The sequence below is a fragment of the Mesorhizobium sp. Primo-A genome (genome assembly GCF_003997175.1).
Taxonomy (GTDB): Bacteria; Pseudomonadota; Alphaproteobacteria; order Rhizobiales; family Rhizobiaceae; genus Mesorhizobium; species Mesorhizobium ciceri.
The window spans coordinates 1-17,037 of sequence record NZ_RZTG01000016.1; the positions used below are offsets into that span (position 1 = coordinate 1).

The following is a 17,037-nucleotide window of genomic DNA, read 5'->3' on the forward strand; positions in this document are numbered from 1 at the left end:
GAACAGGGGTGGGACGGCCTAGCTGGTATTGAGGCTGCTGCCCCCTCACCCGGATTGCCATCCGGGAAAAGCAATTCGGGGCAATCCGACCTCTCCCCGAGGGCAGAGGTCGGAGCCGGAACCGAGGAAAGATCACTGCCCCGGCGGAATCAGCCTGAAATCCGGCAGCTCACGCAAAACCAGTTCAGGTCCTGCCGGCGAATAGACGACGAACAGCTGCATCGGCCCGTCGCCGGTGTTGAGCGTCGAATGAAAGCGGCTTTCCGGCACGTAGATGGTGCAGCCGGGGCCGACCTTCTCGACCATCGGATTGCCCTTCTCGTCCTCGACCATCTGTTCGCCATGGCCTGAGATGACGAAGATGATTTCTTCCGCGCCCGGATGGTTGTGGCGCGTGTGGCCCTTGCCGGAAGGCAGGTCGACGACCCCGCCGGAAAAGCGGGTTGCGCCATTCACTTCGGGCGCCACCGTCAGCGCCAATTTTCCCCAGTCGAAGCCGAAGGCGCTGACGTCCTTCGGGTACACGAACACTTTGCTCTTGTCGGTCATCTCACTCATCCCTTCTTTTTCTTGAATGTGGTCTTCTGGCCGCCGAGCGCGACGGCCTTGAAATCGGCCGTCTGCTTGGCGATCGCGGCTTCCGCCGGCAGCCGTTCCATCGAGCTGGCGCCATAGAAGCCGTGCAGGCCCTTGGCCTGGGAGAGAATGTAACGGGCGTCGTCGGGCATCGAAATCGGGCCGCCATGGCAAAGCAGGATGACATCCTTGCGCACCGAGCGCGCGGCATTGGCGATGGCGTCGATCTCCTGAATGCAGTCGTCGAGCGACTTGGCTGACGTGGCGCCGATCGAGCCGCCTGTCGTCACACCCATATGGGCGACGACGATGTCGGCACCGGCCTTGGTCATGGCGCGGGCCTCATCCGGGTTGAAGACATAGGGCGTGGTCAAGAGATCGAGCTTGTGCGCCTCGGCGATCATGTCGACCTCGAGGCCGAAGCCCATGCCGGTTTCCTCGAAGCTCTGCCGCATGCTGCCGTCGAACAGGCCGATGGTGGGAAAATTCTGCACGCCGGAAAAGCCCATCGTCTTCAGCTCTGCCAATAGCAGCGGCATGATGACGAACGGGTCGGTGCCGTTGACGCCGGCCAGCACCGGCGTGTGTCTGACCACAGGCAGCACCTCATAGGCCATTTCCTTGACGATCTCGTTGGCGTTGCCATAGGCGAGCAGGCCGGCGGCCGAGCCGCGCCCGGCCATGCGGTAGCGGCCGGAATTGTAGATGATGATGAGGTCGATGCCACCGGCCTCCTCGGCCTTCGCCGACAGGCCGGTGCCGGCGCCGCCGCCGACGATCGGCACGCCCTTGTCGATCATTCCCCTGAATTTCTTCAAGATGTCCTTGCGCGGTATGGCGGGCATTTTTTGAGGTCTCTCACTGTCTGGCGATGTCGAGGAAGGCCGCTGTTGCTGCCTTTGCGAATTCCGGGTCGTTGATATGCAGCGGCAGGCGCGTCACGCGGCGCTTGCCGTTGGGCTTGATGGTGCGCTCGATGGCATCGAACAGAACGGCGTCGGCTTCCGGGTCGAAGAAGGCGCCGCCTTCGATGTCGAGCGCCGAGACGCCTTTTTCCGGGATGAGAAAATGCACCGGTCCCCCGCAGCGGGCGAGCCTGGTGCCGATCCACTCGCCGATCGCACGGCATTCGTCCGCCGTGGTGCGCATCAGCGTGACATTGGGATTGTGTTCGTAGAACAGCCGGTCGCGATAGTGCTCCGGGATGGTCGAAGGCGCCCAGAAGTTCACCATATCGAGCGCGCCGACGGAGCCGACATAGGGCAGCCCCGTGCGTGCGACGGCGCCGAAACGATCCTCCGTCGCCGGCAGCACGCCGCCGAACAGAAGATCGCAGACTTCGGTCGTGGTGATGTCGACGACGCCGGACAGCAAGCCGCTGTCGGCCAGCTTTTCCATGCTGCGGCCGCCAGTGCCGGTGGCGTGGAAGACCATGCAGTCATATCCGGAACGGAGCTGGTCGGCGATGGCGGTCACGCAAGGCGTGGTGACGCCGAACATGGTGAGGCCGATCGATGGTTTGCCGTCGGGTGGTGGCGCCGGGCTGGCCGCCATGCCTGATATGGCTTGAGCCGCGTTGTACAACACGACACGGGAGAGCCGGTTCAGTCCGGCCATGTCGGTCACAGAAGGCATCATGATGATGTCGGAGACATCGACGTAGGGAGCGGTGTCGCCGGAGGCGAGCGTCGAGACCATGATCTTGGGCAGGCCGAGCGGCAGGGCGCGCATGCCCGACGTGACGATCGATGTGCCGCCACCGCCGCCAATGCCGATCATGGCCGCGATGTCGTTGCGCGATTGGGCAAAGCGGGCGAAGGCGATGCCCATTGCGGCGACCGCGGCGCCGCGATCATTGCCGCCGAGCACGGTTTCACTGCCGCCGGGATGATGGTCGGCGATTTCCCTCGCGCTGATATCGACGGGGATGGTTGCGTCGCGCGTTCCGACATCGACACGACAAACGAGGGCGCCCGCAGCCGTGATTGCATCGGCCAGGAAGGCGAGTTCCTCGCCCTTGGTGTCCGCGGTCCCCACCACATAGATACGCTTCATTGCGCTCTCCCAATCCTGGCAGGCGCGATGCCGCCCCCATCGCTCATTGCCCGGGCCACTCGACGATGCGGACGCCATTGCAAATTTTTGAGACGTGCGTATCGTATTGGTATGAATGTCTCACGTCAACAATCCGCTGCGAGCGACGAGGCTGAACGGGCAACCGGCCCAGTGCCCGAACGTGGGCCGCGCGCGCGGACCAAACGGCTGATGCTGGAGACGGCAACAAGGCTGATGCAGGCGGGCGTCACGCCCTCGGTCAGCGAGGTCGCCGAGGCGGCCGAGGTTTCCCGCGCCACCGCCTATCGTTACTTCCCGAGCCAGTCGGCACTGGTGCAGGCCGTCGTCGACGAGGGGCTGGGGCCAATCCTCACCTGGCAATCGACCTCCGCCGATGCCGAGCGCCGGGTCGCCGAGCTGTTCGACACGGCCATGCCGCGCATCGAGGCCTTCGAGGCTACGTTCAAGGCAGCACTGAAGCTGTCGCTCGATCAATGGGCGCGGCGTCAGGCCGGCACGCTGGGCGGTGAGCCCGCCTTTACGCGTGGCCACCGCATCGACCTGCTGAAGGATGCGATCGCGCCGCTCAAGGGCCGTTTGCCGCCGCGCGACTTCAAGCGGCTGGCACAGGCGCTGTCGCTTATCTTCGGCGTCGAGGTGCTGATCGTGCTCAAGGATATCTGGGGGCTGGACAGCCGCCGGACGATGTCGGTCGCACAGTGGGCGGCCGGGGCGCTGGTGCGTGCGGCAGTGGCGGAATCGGTCGATGAAGGAGGCAGCCTCGATCCGAAGGCAGTCGTGAAATAGAGCCTAACTGGTTCGACCAGATTGGCATGCACACTACTGATCTTAGCGGTTGGGTGGGGTATTGGACAATACCCGATCATATCACTGAGTAGGAAAATCTTGGTAAAACAGGCAGATAAAGCGGTAATCCGATGGAAATGGCCACGTCAAGCTGCCAAGAAAGGGCTTGACGCGCATGCAAAATTGGTAATACCAGATTGGATCAGAAAAGCGGATCGAAAGTGAGGGCTGCGATCCATTTTCCGGCGGGGCGAGGAGGCTCGAAACCGGAAAGGTGCGATCACGGGAGGAACTACCAGGGCCGGCCACGTTGCCGGCTCGCACGATAAGGTAGAACGCGCACAAGGGAGGAAATCATTATGCGCAAGTTAGTGACCAGCGTACTTGCTGGTATCGGCTTAACGCTTGCCTGCGGAACGTCCGTTTACGCGCAGGAAAAGTCACTCACCATCTTCTGGGCTGAATGGGATCCCGCAAACTATCTGCAGGAGCTCGGCAACGAGTACGAGAAGCAAACCGGCGTCAAGATCACGGTGGAAACCACCCCGTGGGCCGACTTCCAGACCAAGGCCTTTACCGAGTTCAACGCCAAGGGCAGCGCCTATGACCTGGTCGTCGGCGACTCGCAATGGCTTGGTGCCGCCTCCGAGGGCGGTCACTATGTCGACCTCACCGACTTCGTCAAAGAGAACAAGGTTCTCGACAAGATGGCTCCGGCGACGGTCAAGTTCTACTCCGAATATCCCGGCAACAGCGGCAAATACTGGTCGATCCCGGCCGAGGGCGACGCCGTGGGCTGGGCCTACCGCAAGGACTGGTTCGAGGATCCGAAGGAAATGGAAGCGTTCAAGGCCAAGTATGGCTACGACCTTGCCGTTCCGAAGACCTTCAAGGAAATGACCGACATCGCGGAGTTCTTCAACAGGCCCGACCAGAACCGCTACGGCATCGCCATCTACACACAGAACCAGTATGACGGCCTGGCGATGGGCTTCGAGAACGCGCTGTTCTCGTATGGCGGTGAGCTCGGCGACTTCGGCACCTACAAGGTCGACGGCATCATCAACTCGGACAAGGCGGTGGCCGCGGCGGAAAACTACCGCAAGCTGTTCGGCTTCACGCCTCCGGGCTGGACCAACGCCTTTTTCGTCGAGAACAACCAGGCCATCACCGAAGGCCTGGCGGCGATGAGCATGAACTACTTCGCCTTCTTCCCCTCGTTGATCAACGAGGCGTCGAACCCGAACGCCAAGAACACCGGCTTCTTCGCCAACCCGGCAGGTCCAGGTGGCGAGCAGTTCGCCGCGCTCGGCGGCCAGGGCATTTCCGTCGTCTCCTATTCCAACAACAAGGAAGAGGCGATGAAATTCCTGAAGTGGTTCATCCAGGACGATACGCAGAAGAAGTGGGCGGCCCTCGGCGGCTACACCTGCAACAAGGCCGTGCTGGAATCGGCCGAGTTCCAGAACGCCACGCCCTACAACAAGGCCTTCTACGACACGATGTTCAAGGTCAAGGACTTCTGGGCGGTGCCGGAGTATGCGGAACTGCTGCAGCAGCTCAACCAGCGTGTCTATCCGTACATCGTAAACGGCGATGGTACGGCCAAGGAAATGCTGGATGCGCTGGCGAAGGATTGGGACGCCACGTTCAAGAAATACGGCCGCGGCCAATAACCGACATGTAGTGCGGAGGAGGCCTGCGCCTCCTCCGTTTTCTTTTTCAGGAATGGGAGCAGGTCTTGGCGACCACAATGATCACACCGCTGAATACCTCCTCCAGAGCCGCCTCTCGCGGCCTCAGCGACATTTCGATACGCAACCTCTTCATCATCCCGACGATCGTGTTCCTGATCGTCTTCAACATCTTTCCGCTGATCTATTCGCTCGGCTATTCCTTCACCGACTTCCGCGCATCGACCAATGCGCCGGCCAATTTCGTCGGACTGAAGAACTATCGCGAGCTCCTCAGCGACCCTTATATCTGGAACAATTTCGCGGTGACCGCGAAATACGTCATCGTCTCGGTCGTCGGTCAGGTTGTCGTCGGCTTTGGAACGGCAATGCTGCTCAATCGCACCATTCCGCTCAAGGGCCTGATCACGACATTGCTGCTCTTGCCGATGATGCTCTCGATGGCGGTGGTCGGCCTGTTCTGGAAGCTGCTCTACGATCCGTCCTGGGGTGTCATCAACTACGTGCTCGACCTCGGCAAATTCCAATGGCTCGGCGACCCGAAGATGGCGCTCTACGCGGTCGCGTTCACGGACATCTGGATGTGGTCGCCCTTCGTCATGCTGTTGTCGCTCGCCGGGCTTTCGGCGGTGCCGAAGCATCTTTACGAAGCTGCCGCGATCGACCGCGCCGGGCCGTTCTATACCTTCTTCCGCATCACGCTGCCGCTGGTCGCGCCGATCCTGATGATCGCGGTCATCTTCCGCACCATGGAAGCCTTCAAGACTTTCGATCTTGCTTATGTGCTGTCGACGCAGCCGAGCACGGAGGTGATTTCCATCCGTCTCTACAAGATGGCTTTCCAGGAATGGCAGACGGGGCGCTCCTGCGCGCTTGCCTATATCGTGCTGATCATGGTGCTGGCGATCACCAACATCTATGTGAAATACCTCAACAAAGTTAAGGAGCGCTGAGATGGCGGCCGTCCAGACTTCGGGTGAACGGGCGCTCAACAAGGTCGCTATTGTCGCCGTCCTTTTGGTGACGATCATCTTCCTGGCGCCGATCTACTGGATCGTGGCGACCTCGTTCAAGCCACGCAACCTGGCCACGACGATCCCGCCGACGGTGATGTTCGAGCCGACCATCTCGCCTTTCGTCAAACTTTTCACAAAGCGCTCACAGTTGCGCAGCCCGCCGTCGGCCGAAGAATATGCCGCCGCCCCGTGGTGGGAGCGCGTCGTGTTCGACGGCGGCGAGAAGATCGTGCGCGACGGCAAGGGCCAGGTGCAATGGTCGGGATATCCGAGCCGCTTCCTGAACTCGCTCATCATCGCCATCACCTCGACGGTGTTGGCGGTCGGCATGGGGACATTCACCGCCTATGGCTTCTCGCGCTTCAAGGTGAAGGGGGAAGCGGACCTGCTCTTCTTCATCCTGTCGACGCGCATGTTGCCGGCGGTGGTGGTCGCCATCCCGATGTTCCTGATGTACCGGGCAGTCGGGCTCAACGATACGCATCTGGGCCTGATCATTCTCTACACCGCCTTCAACCTGTCCTTCTCCGTGTGGCTGATGAAGGGTTTCATGGACGAGATTCCGAAGGAATATGAGGAGGCCGCGCTTGTCGACGGCTACACGCGCATGGAGGCGTTCTTCAAGATCGTGCTGCCGGAGGCCGCCACGGGCATCGCCGCCACCGCCGTGTTCTGTTTCATCACCGCATGGAACGAATACGCCTTTGCGCTGATCATGACCAACCGCCGCGCCCAGACCGCGCCTCCCTTCATCCCGAGCCAGGTCGGTTCGGGCCTGCCGGACTGGACGGTGATCGCCTCCGGAACCTTCCTGTTCCTGCTGCCGGTCGCCATCTTCACCTTCCTGCTTCGCAATCATCTGCTGCGCGGCATGTCCTTCGGAGCGATCCGCAAATGAGTTTTCGCGCCTTCAACCAGAAATACCTTGAACCTGGGTCGCAGATATTGATGGTGCTCGGCATCGTCGCGCTCTGCCAGCCCTGGAACATGCTGCTGCACAGCTATGGCCTGACCATCATCCTGATCGGGCTCGTCGGCTTCAACGTAACCTCCAAGATCGCGCCCGAGGAGAAGGCCGGCACCGGCCAGGTGCGCAATCCGGGAGCACAGCATTGACCCAGATCGAGCTTCGCGGCGTCCAGAAATTCTTCGGCGCCGTCCAGGTCATCAAGGACCTGAACCTCAAGATCGCCGACAACGAGTTCATCGTGCTGCTCGGCCAATCGGGCTGCGGCAAGACGACGACGCTGCGCGCCATCGCCGGGCTGGAAACCATCGACGAGGGCGACATCTTCATCGACGGCAAGCCGGTGCAGCATTTGAAGGCCGCCGATCGCGACATCGCCATGGTGTTCCAGTCGTTCTCGCTCTATCCGCATATGAGCGTCTACGAGAACATCGCCTTCCCCTTGCGTGCCACGCGCAAGAGCAAGACGGAGATCGACAGCGAGGTGCGCTCCGTCGCCAAGACGCTGCAGATCACCGACCTGCTGGACAAGAAGCCGTCGGCGCTCTCGGGTGGCGACATGCAGCGCGTCGCCATTGGCCGCGCTCTGGTGCGGCGGCCGAAAGCCATGCTGATGGATGAGCCGATCGGCGCGCTCGACGCCAAGCTGCGCGAGGAGATGCGCGCGGAAATCAAGCGGCTGCACATCAAGCAGGGCTCGACCACCATCTATGTCACGCACGACCAGATCGAGGCCATGAGCCTGGCCGACCGCATCGTCATCATGCACGCAGGCGTCTTGCAGCAGGTCGGCACGCCCGACGAGGTCTATTCGCAGCCGGCAAATCTGTTCGTGGCGCAATTCGTCGGCAGCCCGGTGATGAATGTCACCGATGCGGCGGTGGCCGAGACGACGTCCTCGGTTTCGGTGACGGTCGGTGGAGCCGCCGCCGGCTTCGAGTTCCCGCGAGCCCTGCTGTCGAAGCTCAACGGCCATGCCGGCGGCCAGTTGGCGCTTGGCATACGGCCGGAAGGCGTGCTCATCCGGCGCGAGGCGACCGAGGGCTTCGTGCCTGTCGACACACATATCGTCGAGCCGCTCGGCTCCTTCGACATCGTCGATCTCAAGGTCGGAACCGAGTTGCTGCGGGCCCGCACCAAGAGCGGCTTCGTTGCCGGACCCGGTGAAAGGGTCTTCGCCAGGATCGACCCGACCCAGGCGCATTTCTTCGACAAGGCAAGCGGCAAGTCGCTTGAGGTGAGACTCTGATGGCCCATATCCAGCTCAAGAACATCTCGAAGACCTTCGGCAACCACACGGCGCTCACCGGGCTCGATCTCGATATTGCCGATGGCGAGTTCTTCGTGCTGCTGGGCGAGACGGGCGCCGGCAAGACGACGACGCTGCGGCTTATCGCCGGCCTGGAGAAGCCCAGCGAAGGCCAGGTCTTCATCGACGGCGTCGACGTTGCCGACTGGGGTGCGGCCGAGCGTGACGTGGCGCTGGTGCTGCAGCAATATTCGCTCTATCCGCGCTACACGGTGCGCGAAAATCTCGAATTCCCGCTGAAGCCGAAAATTCGCCGGCTGCCCGACGCCGAGATCAAGGACCGTGTCGACCGTGCCGCCCGTACGCTGCGGATCGAGCATCTGCTCGACCGCAAGACGGATCGGCTGTCCGGCGGCGAGATGCAGCGCGTCTCGATCGGCCGCGCCATCGTGCGCAAGCCGCGTGTGTTCCTGATGGACGAGCCGCTGTCTGCGCTCGACGCCAAGCTGCGCGAGGCGCTGCGGACTGAACTGAAGAACCTGCAGATACAGCTCGGCGCCACCTTCCTGTTCGTCACCCACGATCAGATCGAGGCGATGTCGATGGGTGACAAGGTCGGCGTGCTCAACCATGGCCGAATCGTCCAGACCGGCACACCGCATGAGATCTACAACAATCCACGCGACACCTATGTGGCGAGCTTCGTCGGCTCGCCGCCGATGAACCTCATCGACGGCAAGCTCGTGAACGGCCGCGCGGTGATGGCGCCGCTGAATTTCGAATTGCCTTTTTCAGGGGGAGCCAAAGCGGGCGGGGCGACCGACGGTCGCCCGCTCGTCTTCGGCATTCGTCCCGAGGACGTCTATCTCGAGAGCGGCGCGCCGGTCGAGGCGCGTGTCCACGACGTCGAGAACCACGGCGTCGAAAAGATCCTGACGCTGCGCGTCGGCGACGCGACACTGCGTGCAACCGTGCCGGCCAGGACCGACGTCGCCATCGAGCAGGCGGTGCGCTTTGCCTGGAACCCCGACAAGGTGGTGCTGTTCGACAAGGGCAGCGGCGTCAGCTTGCGTCACGCCTCGTAGCCGCATCCCAGCCTATTTCTGGAAGTAGGTTTCGTAGGGCGTGTCGTTGATCAGCAGGATCACGCATTCCGTGTCGGAGACGCAGGCGTCGTCATGCATCTCATTGGCTTTCTGGGTCCAGTAGGATCCAGGAGGCAGTTCGACCTTGGTCGCCTCGCCGCCATCCATCTGCCAGTGCGCCCACATCCCCTTTATGACCACCGCACGGTAATCCGCGGTGTGCGCATGGACCGGTGCGCGCCAGTTGCCGGGAACCTTCAGCAACGTGCCTGCCGGACCCTTGGCCCGCTCGCCCCACAATGGGCCAAGACGATGCGGCTGGTCGGGTACTTCCGCCACATAGGGGATCTTGTCGGCCGGCAGGTAGCTGTCCTCGAGGGCAAAGGCGCGCCCGGGAACCGCAAGCATGACGGCGAGTGCGATGAGCTTCGGATGATTTGGCATTGGTTCTCCTCTTCGGACCGGCTTGCCGCCGGCCTCTCGCTGCCTGGTTCTGGCAAGCTATTGCATGCGGGTGGCCCGGCAATGGCATTGCGTCCGGAAGGCTTGGCAATTCATCCAGACCCGGCGATCCACGGCCGCGCTGCGGATGGTGCCGATGCGATTGATGCCGCGCGCCATGTCGATCATCCTGACCGGCGTTTCGCTGGCGACCGTCTGTGCGGCGCCGGTCGGCGCCTATGTCGGTGACATCTGGGGCTGGCGCACGGCCTTCATGATTGCGACCGTGGTCGCCGCCCTGGCGCTGCTGGTGCAGCTGGCCACCATTCCGAAATTGCCCCCCCGTGGGTGTGGCAAGCTTCCGCACCTTGCTCCACGTGCTGAAGCGTCCGTCGATCCGGGTGGCGCTGCTGGTCGTGCTGCTGGTCGCTTCGGGACACTTTGCCGGCTTCACCTATGTCCGTCCCTTCCTCGAGAAGGTCCCCGTGCTCGACATCGAGACGATCTCGCTGGTGCTGCTGGCCTATGGCATTGGCGGCTTCTTCGGCAATGTCGCCGGCGGCATCCTGGCCGAGCGCAGCCTCAAGGCAGCCGTTGGGCTGGCGCCCTTGCTGATCGCACCGGCCGCCGCCTCGATGCTGGTTTTCGGAGCTTCGCCGACGATCGCCGCTGCCGCCGTTGCGGTCTGGGGCTTTGCTTTCGGCGCCGTTCCGGTCGGGCTGCAGAGCTGGCTGGTGCGGGCAGCACCCGACCAGGCAGAAAGCGCCGGCGGACTGATGGTGGCGACGTTCCAGGTGGCGATCGCGCTCGGCGCCGTCTTCGGCGGCCTGCTGGTCGACCACACCGGCGTCGCCAGTGCCTTCGCCCATTGCGGCGCGGCGACATTGCTGGCGGCCAGCGTGGTGTTCCTGCGCGGCCCGAAGCAGGCCGAGTAGCCTCGCCGCAATCAGGCTTCCCTGACACCTGCGCGTCGGCCCGAGAACCATCACGGTTTTCGGGTCGACGCCGTTGTGACGGCAGCGACGAGCGAACTCAGGCCGACCGCCCGTCGAAATCGAAGACCGACAGGGTCGAGGGGTCGAGATCGGCCACGCAGTTGATGTTGATGTAGGCGCTGCGTTCACGGCCCTCGCGGACATCCTCCGCAAAGGGATGGATGCCGCAGGCCCGGCAGAACCGGTGCGCGATGGCATGATTGCCGAATGTGTAGGTGCCCAAATCGTCGCCCCAGGCCAGGACCCGCAAGGTCCCGTGCGGGATGGCACACAACAGGGCGCCCTTGCGCGAGCAGATCGAGCAATTGCACCTGATGGCGCTGGTCAGTTCGGCCTTGAATTCGAAGGCGACCTTGCCGCAGTGGCAACTGCCTTTGTAGAGCATCGGATTTTCCTCGCATTCGACAGGGTGCAAAACCGTCTGCGCCGGGTTAAGTCTCGGCAAGCCAGGCACTGGCCGCTATCCCTTAAGACGTTCAAGGCGTCCGGAGTCCGACACCGAAAATGCAATCCGTCCGTGATCATCTGGAAACCATCCTTGCGCGCCTCGCCGCCCGTGCCGGCGAAGAGCGTGTGTTCACGAAGCTCTATGCCGAAGCCGCGCGGGCCGCGGCCGATGCCAGCGATGCGCGCAGCCAAGCCGGCGTGACGCTCGGGCCGCTCGACGGCAGCATCGTCTCGATCAAGGATTTGTTCGATGTCGCCGGCGAGCCAACCACGGCCGGCTCGCTGATGCTCAAGGCCGCAGCACCTCCGCTGCGCGATGCCGCGATCGTCAGCCGGCTGCGGCAGGCCGGCGCGGTTATCATCGGCAAGACCAACATGACCGAATTCGCCTTCACCGCGATCGGCGACAACCAGCATTTCGGCACGCCCGGCAATGCTGTGGACACCAATCGCATTCCGGGTGGTTCTTCCTCAGGCGCCGGCGTTTCCGTCGGCGAGCGCACGAGCGAAATATCGATCGGTTCCGACACCGGCGGTTCGATACGCATTCCGGCTTCACTCAACGGTGTCGTCGGCTTCAAGCCGACGGCGCGACGTGTGCCGCTCGCCGGCGCGTTCCCACTGTCGGCCACGCTGGACTCGATCGGTCCGCTTGCCCGAACCGTCGCCCAGTGTGCCGCCGCCGACGCCGTGATGGCCGGTGAGGTGCCGACCGCGCTGACGCCGATTGCCCTGGCAGGGCTTCGCATAGGCATTCCGCGCGGCGTCCTTTTCGAAGAGACGGAAGACGAGGTGGCGACCGCGTTCGACCGCTGCCTTGGCAAGATCGAGCAGACGGGCGCGCGGATCGAGGATCTGTCGATCGACGATCTGCTTGCCGATTTGCGCGCGGCCACCAAGCGTGGTTCGATCGCCGCGATGGAAGGGGCCGAAGTGCATGCCGACTGGCTGGCGACAGGAGCTTCGGTACCGGTCGACCCGCATGTCAGCGGACCTTTGTCGCGGGCAGCCATGCTGCCGACGCCTGTCTACATCCGGGCAATGCGCCGTCGTACAGCGCTCGCCGCCGCCATGGACGAGCGGCTGTCCTCGGTCGATGTGCTGGCCTTGCCGACCACACCGGTGACGGCGCCGACTATCGTCTCGATGTCTGACGACGCCGGGTTGCGTGACCGCACCGAAGGCCTGCTGCTGCGCAACACGCAGGTTGCCAACCAGTTCGATCTCTGCGCGATCTCGCTGCCGATGCCGAGCACTCAGCTGCCCGCCGGCTTGATGCTGGTGGCGCGCAACGGCCATGACCAACGCCTGCTGCGCATAGCAGCAGAGGTGGAGCAGCTGCTTGGCGCGTGAGCAGGGCTGAACCGCCCATCAGCGCGACGAACAGTGCTTGCGTTCGCTGTCCTTGGCGGTCCGTACGATACGGGTCGCGACCAGCCAGGGCAAATTGTACTCCTTGCCGGCGATCGTCTGGGTGCGGTGCTCGATCGAGCCCCTGACGACGATCTTGCCTGCATAAAGCGCGTCGGAAAGATCGGTTATGGCCTTGTCGGCCTGCGGCAGGCCGCTGGGGTCGATCGACACGCCCTTGATGATCGTCCCGGTGGCAAGGTCGAGTGCGCTGTTGGACGGGCAGGGCGCCTTGAAGCAGCGCAGCCCGTTGTCGCAATAGACATAACTGCTCTCGGCCGCGAATGCCGGCATGGCACAGAGCGAACAGGCAGCGACAAAGAGGAAGGCGAGACCGGGCATGGCTCTCAACGTCGCGGAGAATTGGGGCGAAACCGCGATGGGTTACAGGCTCGCCGGAAACCGCCGCCGATAGTGATCGACCACTTCTGGATTGCGCAGATTGACCGGCAGCTTGCCCGCCAGCACCAGCAGGGCTTCGCCCGCCGCGCCGACGCCCATGCGCATCATCGATTCCTCGGTGATCCCCGCCATGTGCGGCGTGACGATAACATTGTCGAAGCCGAAATAGGGATGGTTCGACGGCAGCGGCTGCGTCGCAAACACGTCGAGCGCGGCGCCGCCGATGCGCCGTTTCTGCAAGGCCTCGATCAGCGCGTCGTCGTCGACGACCGGTCCGCGCGACACGTTGATCAGCAGCGCCTGCGGCTTCATGCGGGCGATCCGCTCACGGTTGATCAGGCCGCGCGTTTCCGGCGTCAGCGGGCAGCACAGAACGATGATGTCGCTCTGCTCGACGAGAGCGTCGATCGACAGGAAGCCGACCTTGTCCGGCGCCGGCTGCATGCTGCGCGTCGTTGCCACCACCTTCAGGTCGAAGCCGTGCGCGGCGATATGGCCGACCGCCTGGCCGACGGCGCCGAGGCCGACGATGCCGATCGTCTTGCCGGCAAGCTCGCTGTTGGCGTTGGCGTGCTCGCGGCCGGCAAGCCAGCCTTTGGCGCGCAGGTCGCGGTCGACGACGCGGAAGTTGCGCAGCAAGGCGAGGGCCACGAACATGACGTGTTCGGCCACCGATCGGGCATTGACCGCCGGCACATTCGCCACCAGCACGCCGGCGGCCGTCGCTGCTTCCATCGGGATCATGTCGAGCCCGGCGCCATGACGGATTGCCGCCCGCAGCAGCTTTGCGCCGTCGAAAAGCTGTGGGGGCAGCGGCGCGCGCACGATGACGATGTCGGCATTTTTCGCCTCGGCGGCCAGCGTGGCCGGATCGATGGCGGAGGCGACGACGAGCTCGCCGGCGCCGGAGAGCATAGCCGAGGCGCGCGGGTGCAGAGGGTGCGTCGTGAGGATACGAGCCATGTCGGTCAGGCTTTTTCGAGCGCCGGGCTTTGCGGCTCCTCGCCATGGCCCTCGATCAGGCCCTTCCAGTAGCTCTCAGCGCCCTGCAGATGGGCGCTCATCAGCGCCTGTGCGAGATTGCCGTCGCGGCGCAGCAGCGCTTCATAGATCTGGATATGCTCGGCATGCGAGCGCACGTTGCGCTCGGGGTCGTTGAAATAGATCGGCAGGCGCTGCTCGCCCATCATGTAGTAGACGCTGCAGACATTGTGGAAGACGCTGTTCTTGGTGGCGCGCACGATTTCGAGGTGAAATTCGCGGTCTTCCCTGGCAAGCCCTTCGCCGGCGGCGATGCGCTCTTCCGAAGCCTTCAGGATTTCGCGCAGCCGCTCGAAATTCTCCTCGGTGGCACGCGAACAGGCAAGTTCGGCCGCCTTGATCTCGTGGATCTTGCGCAGTTCGACCGTCTCGTAGATCTGGATCGGGTCGAGCGGGAGGCCCGCGCGGGCAAAGAGCGCCATGGCCTCCACACTGGCCTGCTTGGTGTCGATGTAGATGCCGGATTTGGCCCGGCGCTCAACGATGCGCATGGCCTCCAGGATGGCCAGCGCCTCGCGGATCTGACCGCGGCTGACGGCGAAATGCTCCGCCAGTTCGCGCTCCGATGGCGTTCGGCCGCTCTCCTTGTCCGAATGGGAGAACAGGTAGGCAGCGAGTTCCGCGAGAAGGTTCTTTTCTTTCATCGTCAACCGCGTTGCGCGTGCGCCTCCAGGAACCGCTCCGAAATGGTGAATCCCAGACCCGGTTTTTCCGGGATCGCTATCATACCGTCCCTGGCTTCGACAGTCTCTTCGACCAGATCATGGATCATCGGGTTGGCGCCGAGCGAATATTCGACGGTGAAACTCGACGGCGAGGCGGCGCAGACATGCAAGCCTGCGAAAAAACAGGGCGCGCCGGCCCACAAATGCGGTGCAAAGCGCAGATTGAAGGCGCTGGCGATGGTGCCGATCTTCATCGCCTCGCTGATGCCGCCGCAGAAGGCGGGATCGGGCTGGAAGATGTCGGCGGCTTTGAGCACGGCAAGGTCGCGGAAGGCGTAGCGGGTCGCCTCGCTTTCGCCGGTGGCAATCGGAACGGCGCCACTTGCCCGCACTTCGGCCATGCCCGGCTTATCGTCGGCGATGATAGGTTCCTCGAACCACGCCAGGTCAAGGTCGTTGACGAGATGGATGAAGCGCTTGGCTTCAGCCACCGTGTAGGTGCCGTGCGCGTCGACCATCAGTTCGACATCGGGGCCGAGCGCCTGCCGTGCGGCGCGCACGCGGGTGGCGGAAATGTGCGCCGCGCCGTCCATGGCGCCAACCCGCATCTTCAGTGCCTTGAAACCGCCCTTGGCGATATAGGATTTCAACTGCTCGCCGATGGCGTCGGCGGCCGCCCAGCCGCCGGACGCGTAAGCCGGCATGCGATCGAGCTTGCGGCCGCCGAGCAGCCGCCAGACAGGAACGCCAAGCGATTTGCCAAGAATGTCCCACAGCGCGATGTCGACGGCGCTGATCGCCGCGATGCTCATGCCGCGCCGCGCCAGCTGCGGCATGGCGTGGCCGCCGCGTGCGGCGCTGTCGTGGCGCACGCCATTGTAGAGCATCTCCCAGATGATGCCGATGTCGGCCGGATCGCGGCCGACCAGCTGCGGCCCGACTTCATGGTTCAGCATGTGGACGAGTGCACCGTAGCTGCCGGCACTGCCGGCGGCGTTCTTGCCTTCGCCCCAGCCGACCAGCCCGTCATCGGTCTCGATGCGCAGGATGGCGGCGTCGAAGGTCGTCACCTGACCGAAGTCGCTGCGGTGCTGCCGAGCGGCTTCGATCGGAACGCGGATCCACCAGGCTTGGACGGACTTGATACGCATATTCTTCCCCAGCCCTGCGCCGGTCAGGGCGGAAGGGCGAATTTCCCTGAGGCAGTCGACTACTTGATCAGCGGCAGCAACGTTTCGGCGTTGATGCGCATCTGGTCGGTGTAGAATTTCTCGGTGAGCACGCTGGAGCCGTGGTCCTGGATGAACTTCAGCTGTTCGGGCGAGATATCGACCGGATTGCGCTCGACCATGTCGGGATAGGGGGCCGCCGGCGTCCGGTCGACGGGCGCGACGAACTCGTTGGTCAGCGCGCCGTCGTAGCCGATCTCGCGCAAGGTGGCGACGATCTTCGGCCAGTCGATCTGGCCGAGACCGGCGGCGAAGCGGTTGTTGTCGGCGACATGGAAGTCGAACAGGCGCTTTCCGGCCTGCCGGATCGCGTCATAGACGTTAAATTCTTCCATATGGAGGTGGTAGGCGTCGAGGCAGACACCGCATTCGGGGCTGACCGCGTCGGCCAAAGCCAGCGCCTGGGCGCCGCGATTGAACAGATAGGTCTCGAAGCGGTTGAGCGGTTCAACAGCGATCTTGACGCCGACCTTCTTGGCGTGGGTGAAGCATTCGCGGGTGGCGTCGACGACCCACTTCCATTCCTCTTCCTCGGTGCCGTCAGGCACGACCTTGCCGACGGTCGCCGGAACCAGCGTGATGATCTCGCCATCGAGTTCGCTGACCATGGTCAGCACGTCCTTGACATACTGAACGGAACGCTCGCGCTGGCCCTGGTTCCTGGCGGCAAGGTTGCGCTCGCCCAGCATCAGGGTCACCGCGCCCCAGCAACGAATGCCATGCTCCTTCAGCAGCGCCCGGGTCTCCCTGGTTTTGTACTGCTCGGGTTCGCCGGAAATCTCGATCGACTCATAGCCGAATTTCTTGATGCGCTTGAGCGTCGTTTCCAAGGGTTCCGCGCGCATCCAGTTGTGCGTCGAAAGATGCATGGTCTGTCCTTCCCAACTCGTCTCTATGGTTCGCCTGCGACATGCATCGCCAAAAGGCGACACAAAGGTTCCTCCCCAAGGCGTTCCCA

The 17,037-nt window shown here is 63.4% G+C and carries 18 protein-coding genes and 1 pseudogene; 9 read left to right on the forward strand and 10 right to left on the reverse strand.

Features of this window, described 5'->3' with window-relative positions; translation table 11 throughout:
- Positions 1-132: 132 nt before the first annotated feature.
- The 3 genes from EOC83_RS26605 to EOC83_RS26615 are packed head-to-tail and all read right to left on the reverse strand — an operon-like array spanning position 133 to position 2,631.
- Positions 133-549 carry a cupin domain-containing protein gene (locus EOC83_RS26605; protein ID WP_013529490.1) on the reverse strand — a complete coding sequence of 139 codons (417 nt, stop codon included), beginning with the start codon at positions 547-549 and terminating at the stop codon, positions 133-135.
- Between the two features lie 5 nt (positions 550-554).
- A complete protein-coding gene (locus EOC83_RS26610) occupies positions 555-1,421 on the reverse strand; it encodes a phosphoenolpyruvate hydrolase family protein (RefSeq protein ID WP_024504438.1) in 867 nt (288 codons plus the stop codon).
- Positions 1,422-1,434: 13 nt separating this feature from the next.
- Positions 1,435-2,631: a Tm-1-like ATP-binding domain-containing protein gene (locus tag EOC83_RS26615; protein ID WP_063169051.1), complete on the reverse strand. Its 1,197-nt coding sequence runs from the start codon at positions 2,629-2,631 to the stop codon at positions 1,435-1,437.
- A 111-nt stretch (positions 2,632-2,742) separates the two neighbouring features.
- Between EOC83_RS26615 and EOC83_RS26620 the strand changes: the two genes are divergently transcribed.
- The 7 genes from EOC83_RS26620 (at position 2,743) to EOC83_RS26650 (ending at position 9,449) form a co-directional block, all read left to right on the forward strand.
- Positions 2,743-3,438, forward strand: a complete 696-nt coding sequence (locus tag EOC83_RS26620; RefSeq protein ID WP_013529493.1) for a TetR/AcrR family transcriptional regulator — start codon at positions 2,743-2,745, stop codon at positions 3,436-3,438.
- Positions 3,439-3,797: 359 nt separating this feature from the next.
- Complete coding sequence (locus EOC83_RS26625) at positions 3,798-5,114, forward strand: extracellular solute-binding protein (protein WP_013529494.1); 1,317 nt, start codon at positions 3,798-3,800, stop codon at positions 5,112-5,114.
- A 65-nt stretch (positions 5,115-5,179) separates the two neighbouring features.
- Positions 5,180-6,085 (forward strand): sugar ABC transporter permease, encoded by a 906-nt coding sequence (locus EOC83_RS26630; protein ID WP_013529495.1) that lies wholly within the window; start codon positions 5,180-5,182, stop codon positions 6,083-6,085.
- 1 nt (position 6,086) lies between these two features.
- Entirely contained in the window at positions 6,087-7,046 is a 960-nt protein-coding gene (locus EOC83_RS26635) for a carbohydrate ABC transporter permease (protein ID WP_013529496.1), read from the forward strand.
- Positions 7,043-7,264, forward strand: a complete 222-nt coding sequence (locus EOC83_RS26640) for a hypothetical protein (RefSeq protein ID WP_013529497.1) — start codon at positions 7,043-7,045, stop codon at positions 7,262-7,264. Before EOC83_RS26635 ends, EOC83_RS26640 begins: the two co-directional genes overlap by 4 nt.
- A complete protein-coding gene (locus EOC83_RS26645; protein ID WP_063169050.1) occupies positions 7,261-8,364 on the forward strand; it encodes an ABC transporter ATP-binding protein in 1,104 nt (367 codons plus the stop codon). Before EOC83_RS26640 ends, EOC83_RS26645 begins: the two co-directional genes overlap by 4 nt.
- Positions 8,364-9,449, forward strand: coding sequence for an ABC transporter ATP-binding protein (locus EOC83_RS26650; RefSeq protein ID WP_013529499.1), 1,086 nt, complete (start codon positions 8,364-8,366; stop codon positions 9,447-9,449). Before EOC83_RS26645 ends, EOC83_RS26650 begins: the two co-directional genes overlap by 1 nt.
- Before the next feature lie 12 nt (positions 9,450-9,461).
- Here the strand turns inward: EOC83_RS26650 and EOC83_RS26655 are convergent, their stop codons facing one another.
- Entirely contained in the window at positions 9,462-9,893 is a 432-nt protein-coding gene (locus EOC83_RS26655; RefSeq protein ID WP_013529500.1) for a DUF4437 domain-containing protein, read from the reverse strand.
- A gap of 136 nt (positions 9,894-10,029) precedes the next feature.
- On the opposite strand from EOC83_RS26655, the pseudogene EOC83_RS26660 reads away from it, so the two are divergent.
- Positions 10,030-10,825, forward strand: a pseudogene (locus EOC83_RS26660) (MFS transporter); the annotation flags it as partial.
- A 97-nt stretch (positions 10,826-10,922) separates the two neighbouring features.
- On the opposite strand, the gene EOC83_RS26665 reads toward EOC83_RS26660, so the two are convergent.
- On the reverse strand, positions 10,923-11,270 hold the full coding sequence (locus EOC83_RS26665; protein WP_063169049.1) for a GFA family protein: 348 nt from the start codon (positions 11,268-11,270) through the stop codon (positions 10,923-10,925).
- A 119-nt stretch (positions 11,271-11,389) separates the two neighbouring features.
- On the opposite strand from EOC83_RS26665, the gene EOC83_RS26670 reads away from it, so the two are divergent.
- Positions 11,390-12,685 (forward strand): amidase, encoded by a 1,296-nt coding sequence (locus EOC83_RS26670; RefSeq protein ID WP_063169048.1) that lies wholly within the window; start codon positions 11,390-11,392, stop codon positions 12,683-12,685.
- Between the two features lie 18 nt (positions 12,686-12,703).
- Here EOC83_RS26670 and EOC83_RS26675 read toward each other — a convergent pair whose 3' ends face one another.
- The 5 genes from EOC83_RS26675 to EOC83_RS26695 are packed head-to-tail and all read right to left on the reverse strand — an operon-like array spanning position 12,704 to position 16,948.
- Entirely contained in the window at positions 12,704-13,084 is a 381-nt protein-coding gene (locus tag EOC83_RS26675) for a hypothetical protein (protein WP_063169047.1), read from the reverse strand.
- Positions 13,085-13,126: 42 nt separating this feature from the next.
- On the reverse strand, positions 13,127-14,107 hold the full coding sequence (locus EOC83_RS26680) for a hydroxyacid dehydrogenase (RefSeq protein ID WP_063169046.1): 981 nt from the start codon (positions 14,105-14,107) through the stop codon (positions 13,127-13,129).
- Positions 14,108-14,112: 5 nt separating this feature from the next.
- Positions 14,113-14,829 (reverse strand): FadR/GntR family transcriptional regulator, encoded by a 717-nt coding sequence (locus tag EOC83_RS26685; RefSeq protein ID WP_013529506.1) that lies wholly within the window; start codon positions 14,827-14,829, stop codon positions 14,113-14,115.
- Positions 14,830-14,831: 2 nt separating this feature from the next.
- Positions 14,832-16,001, reverse strand: coding sequence for a mandelate racemase/muconate lactonizing enzyme family protein (locus EOC83_RS26690; protein WP_013529507.1), 1,170 nt, complete (start codon positions 15,999-16,001; stop codon positions 14,832-14,834).
- Between the two features lie 59 nt (positions 16,002-16,060).
- The gene (locus EOC83_RS26695) at positions 16,061-16,948 is read right to left on the reverse strand and encodes a sugar phosphate isomerase/epimerase (protein WP_013529508.1); all 888 of its coding nucleotides are present in this window, start codon (positions 16,946-16,948) and stop codon (positions 16,061-16,063) included.
- Positions 16,949-17,037: the final 89 nt, after the last annotated feature.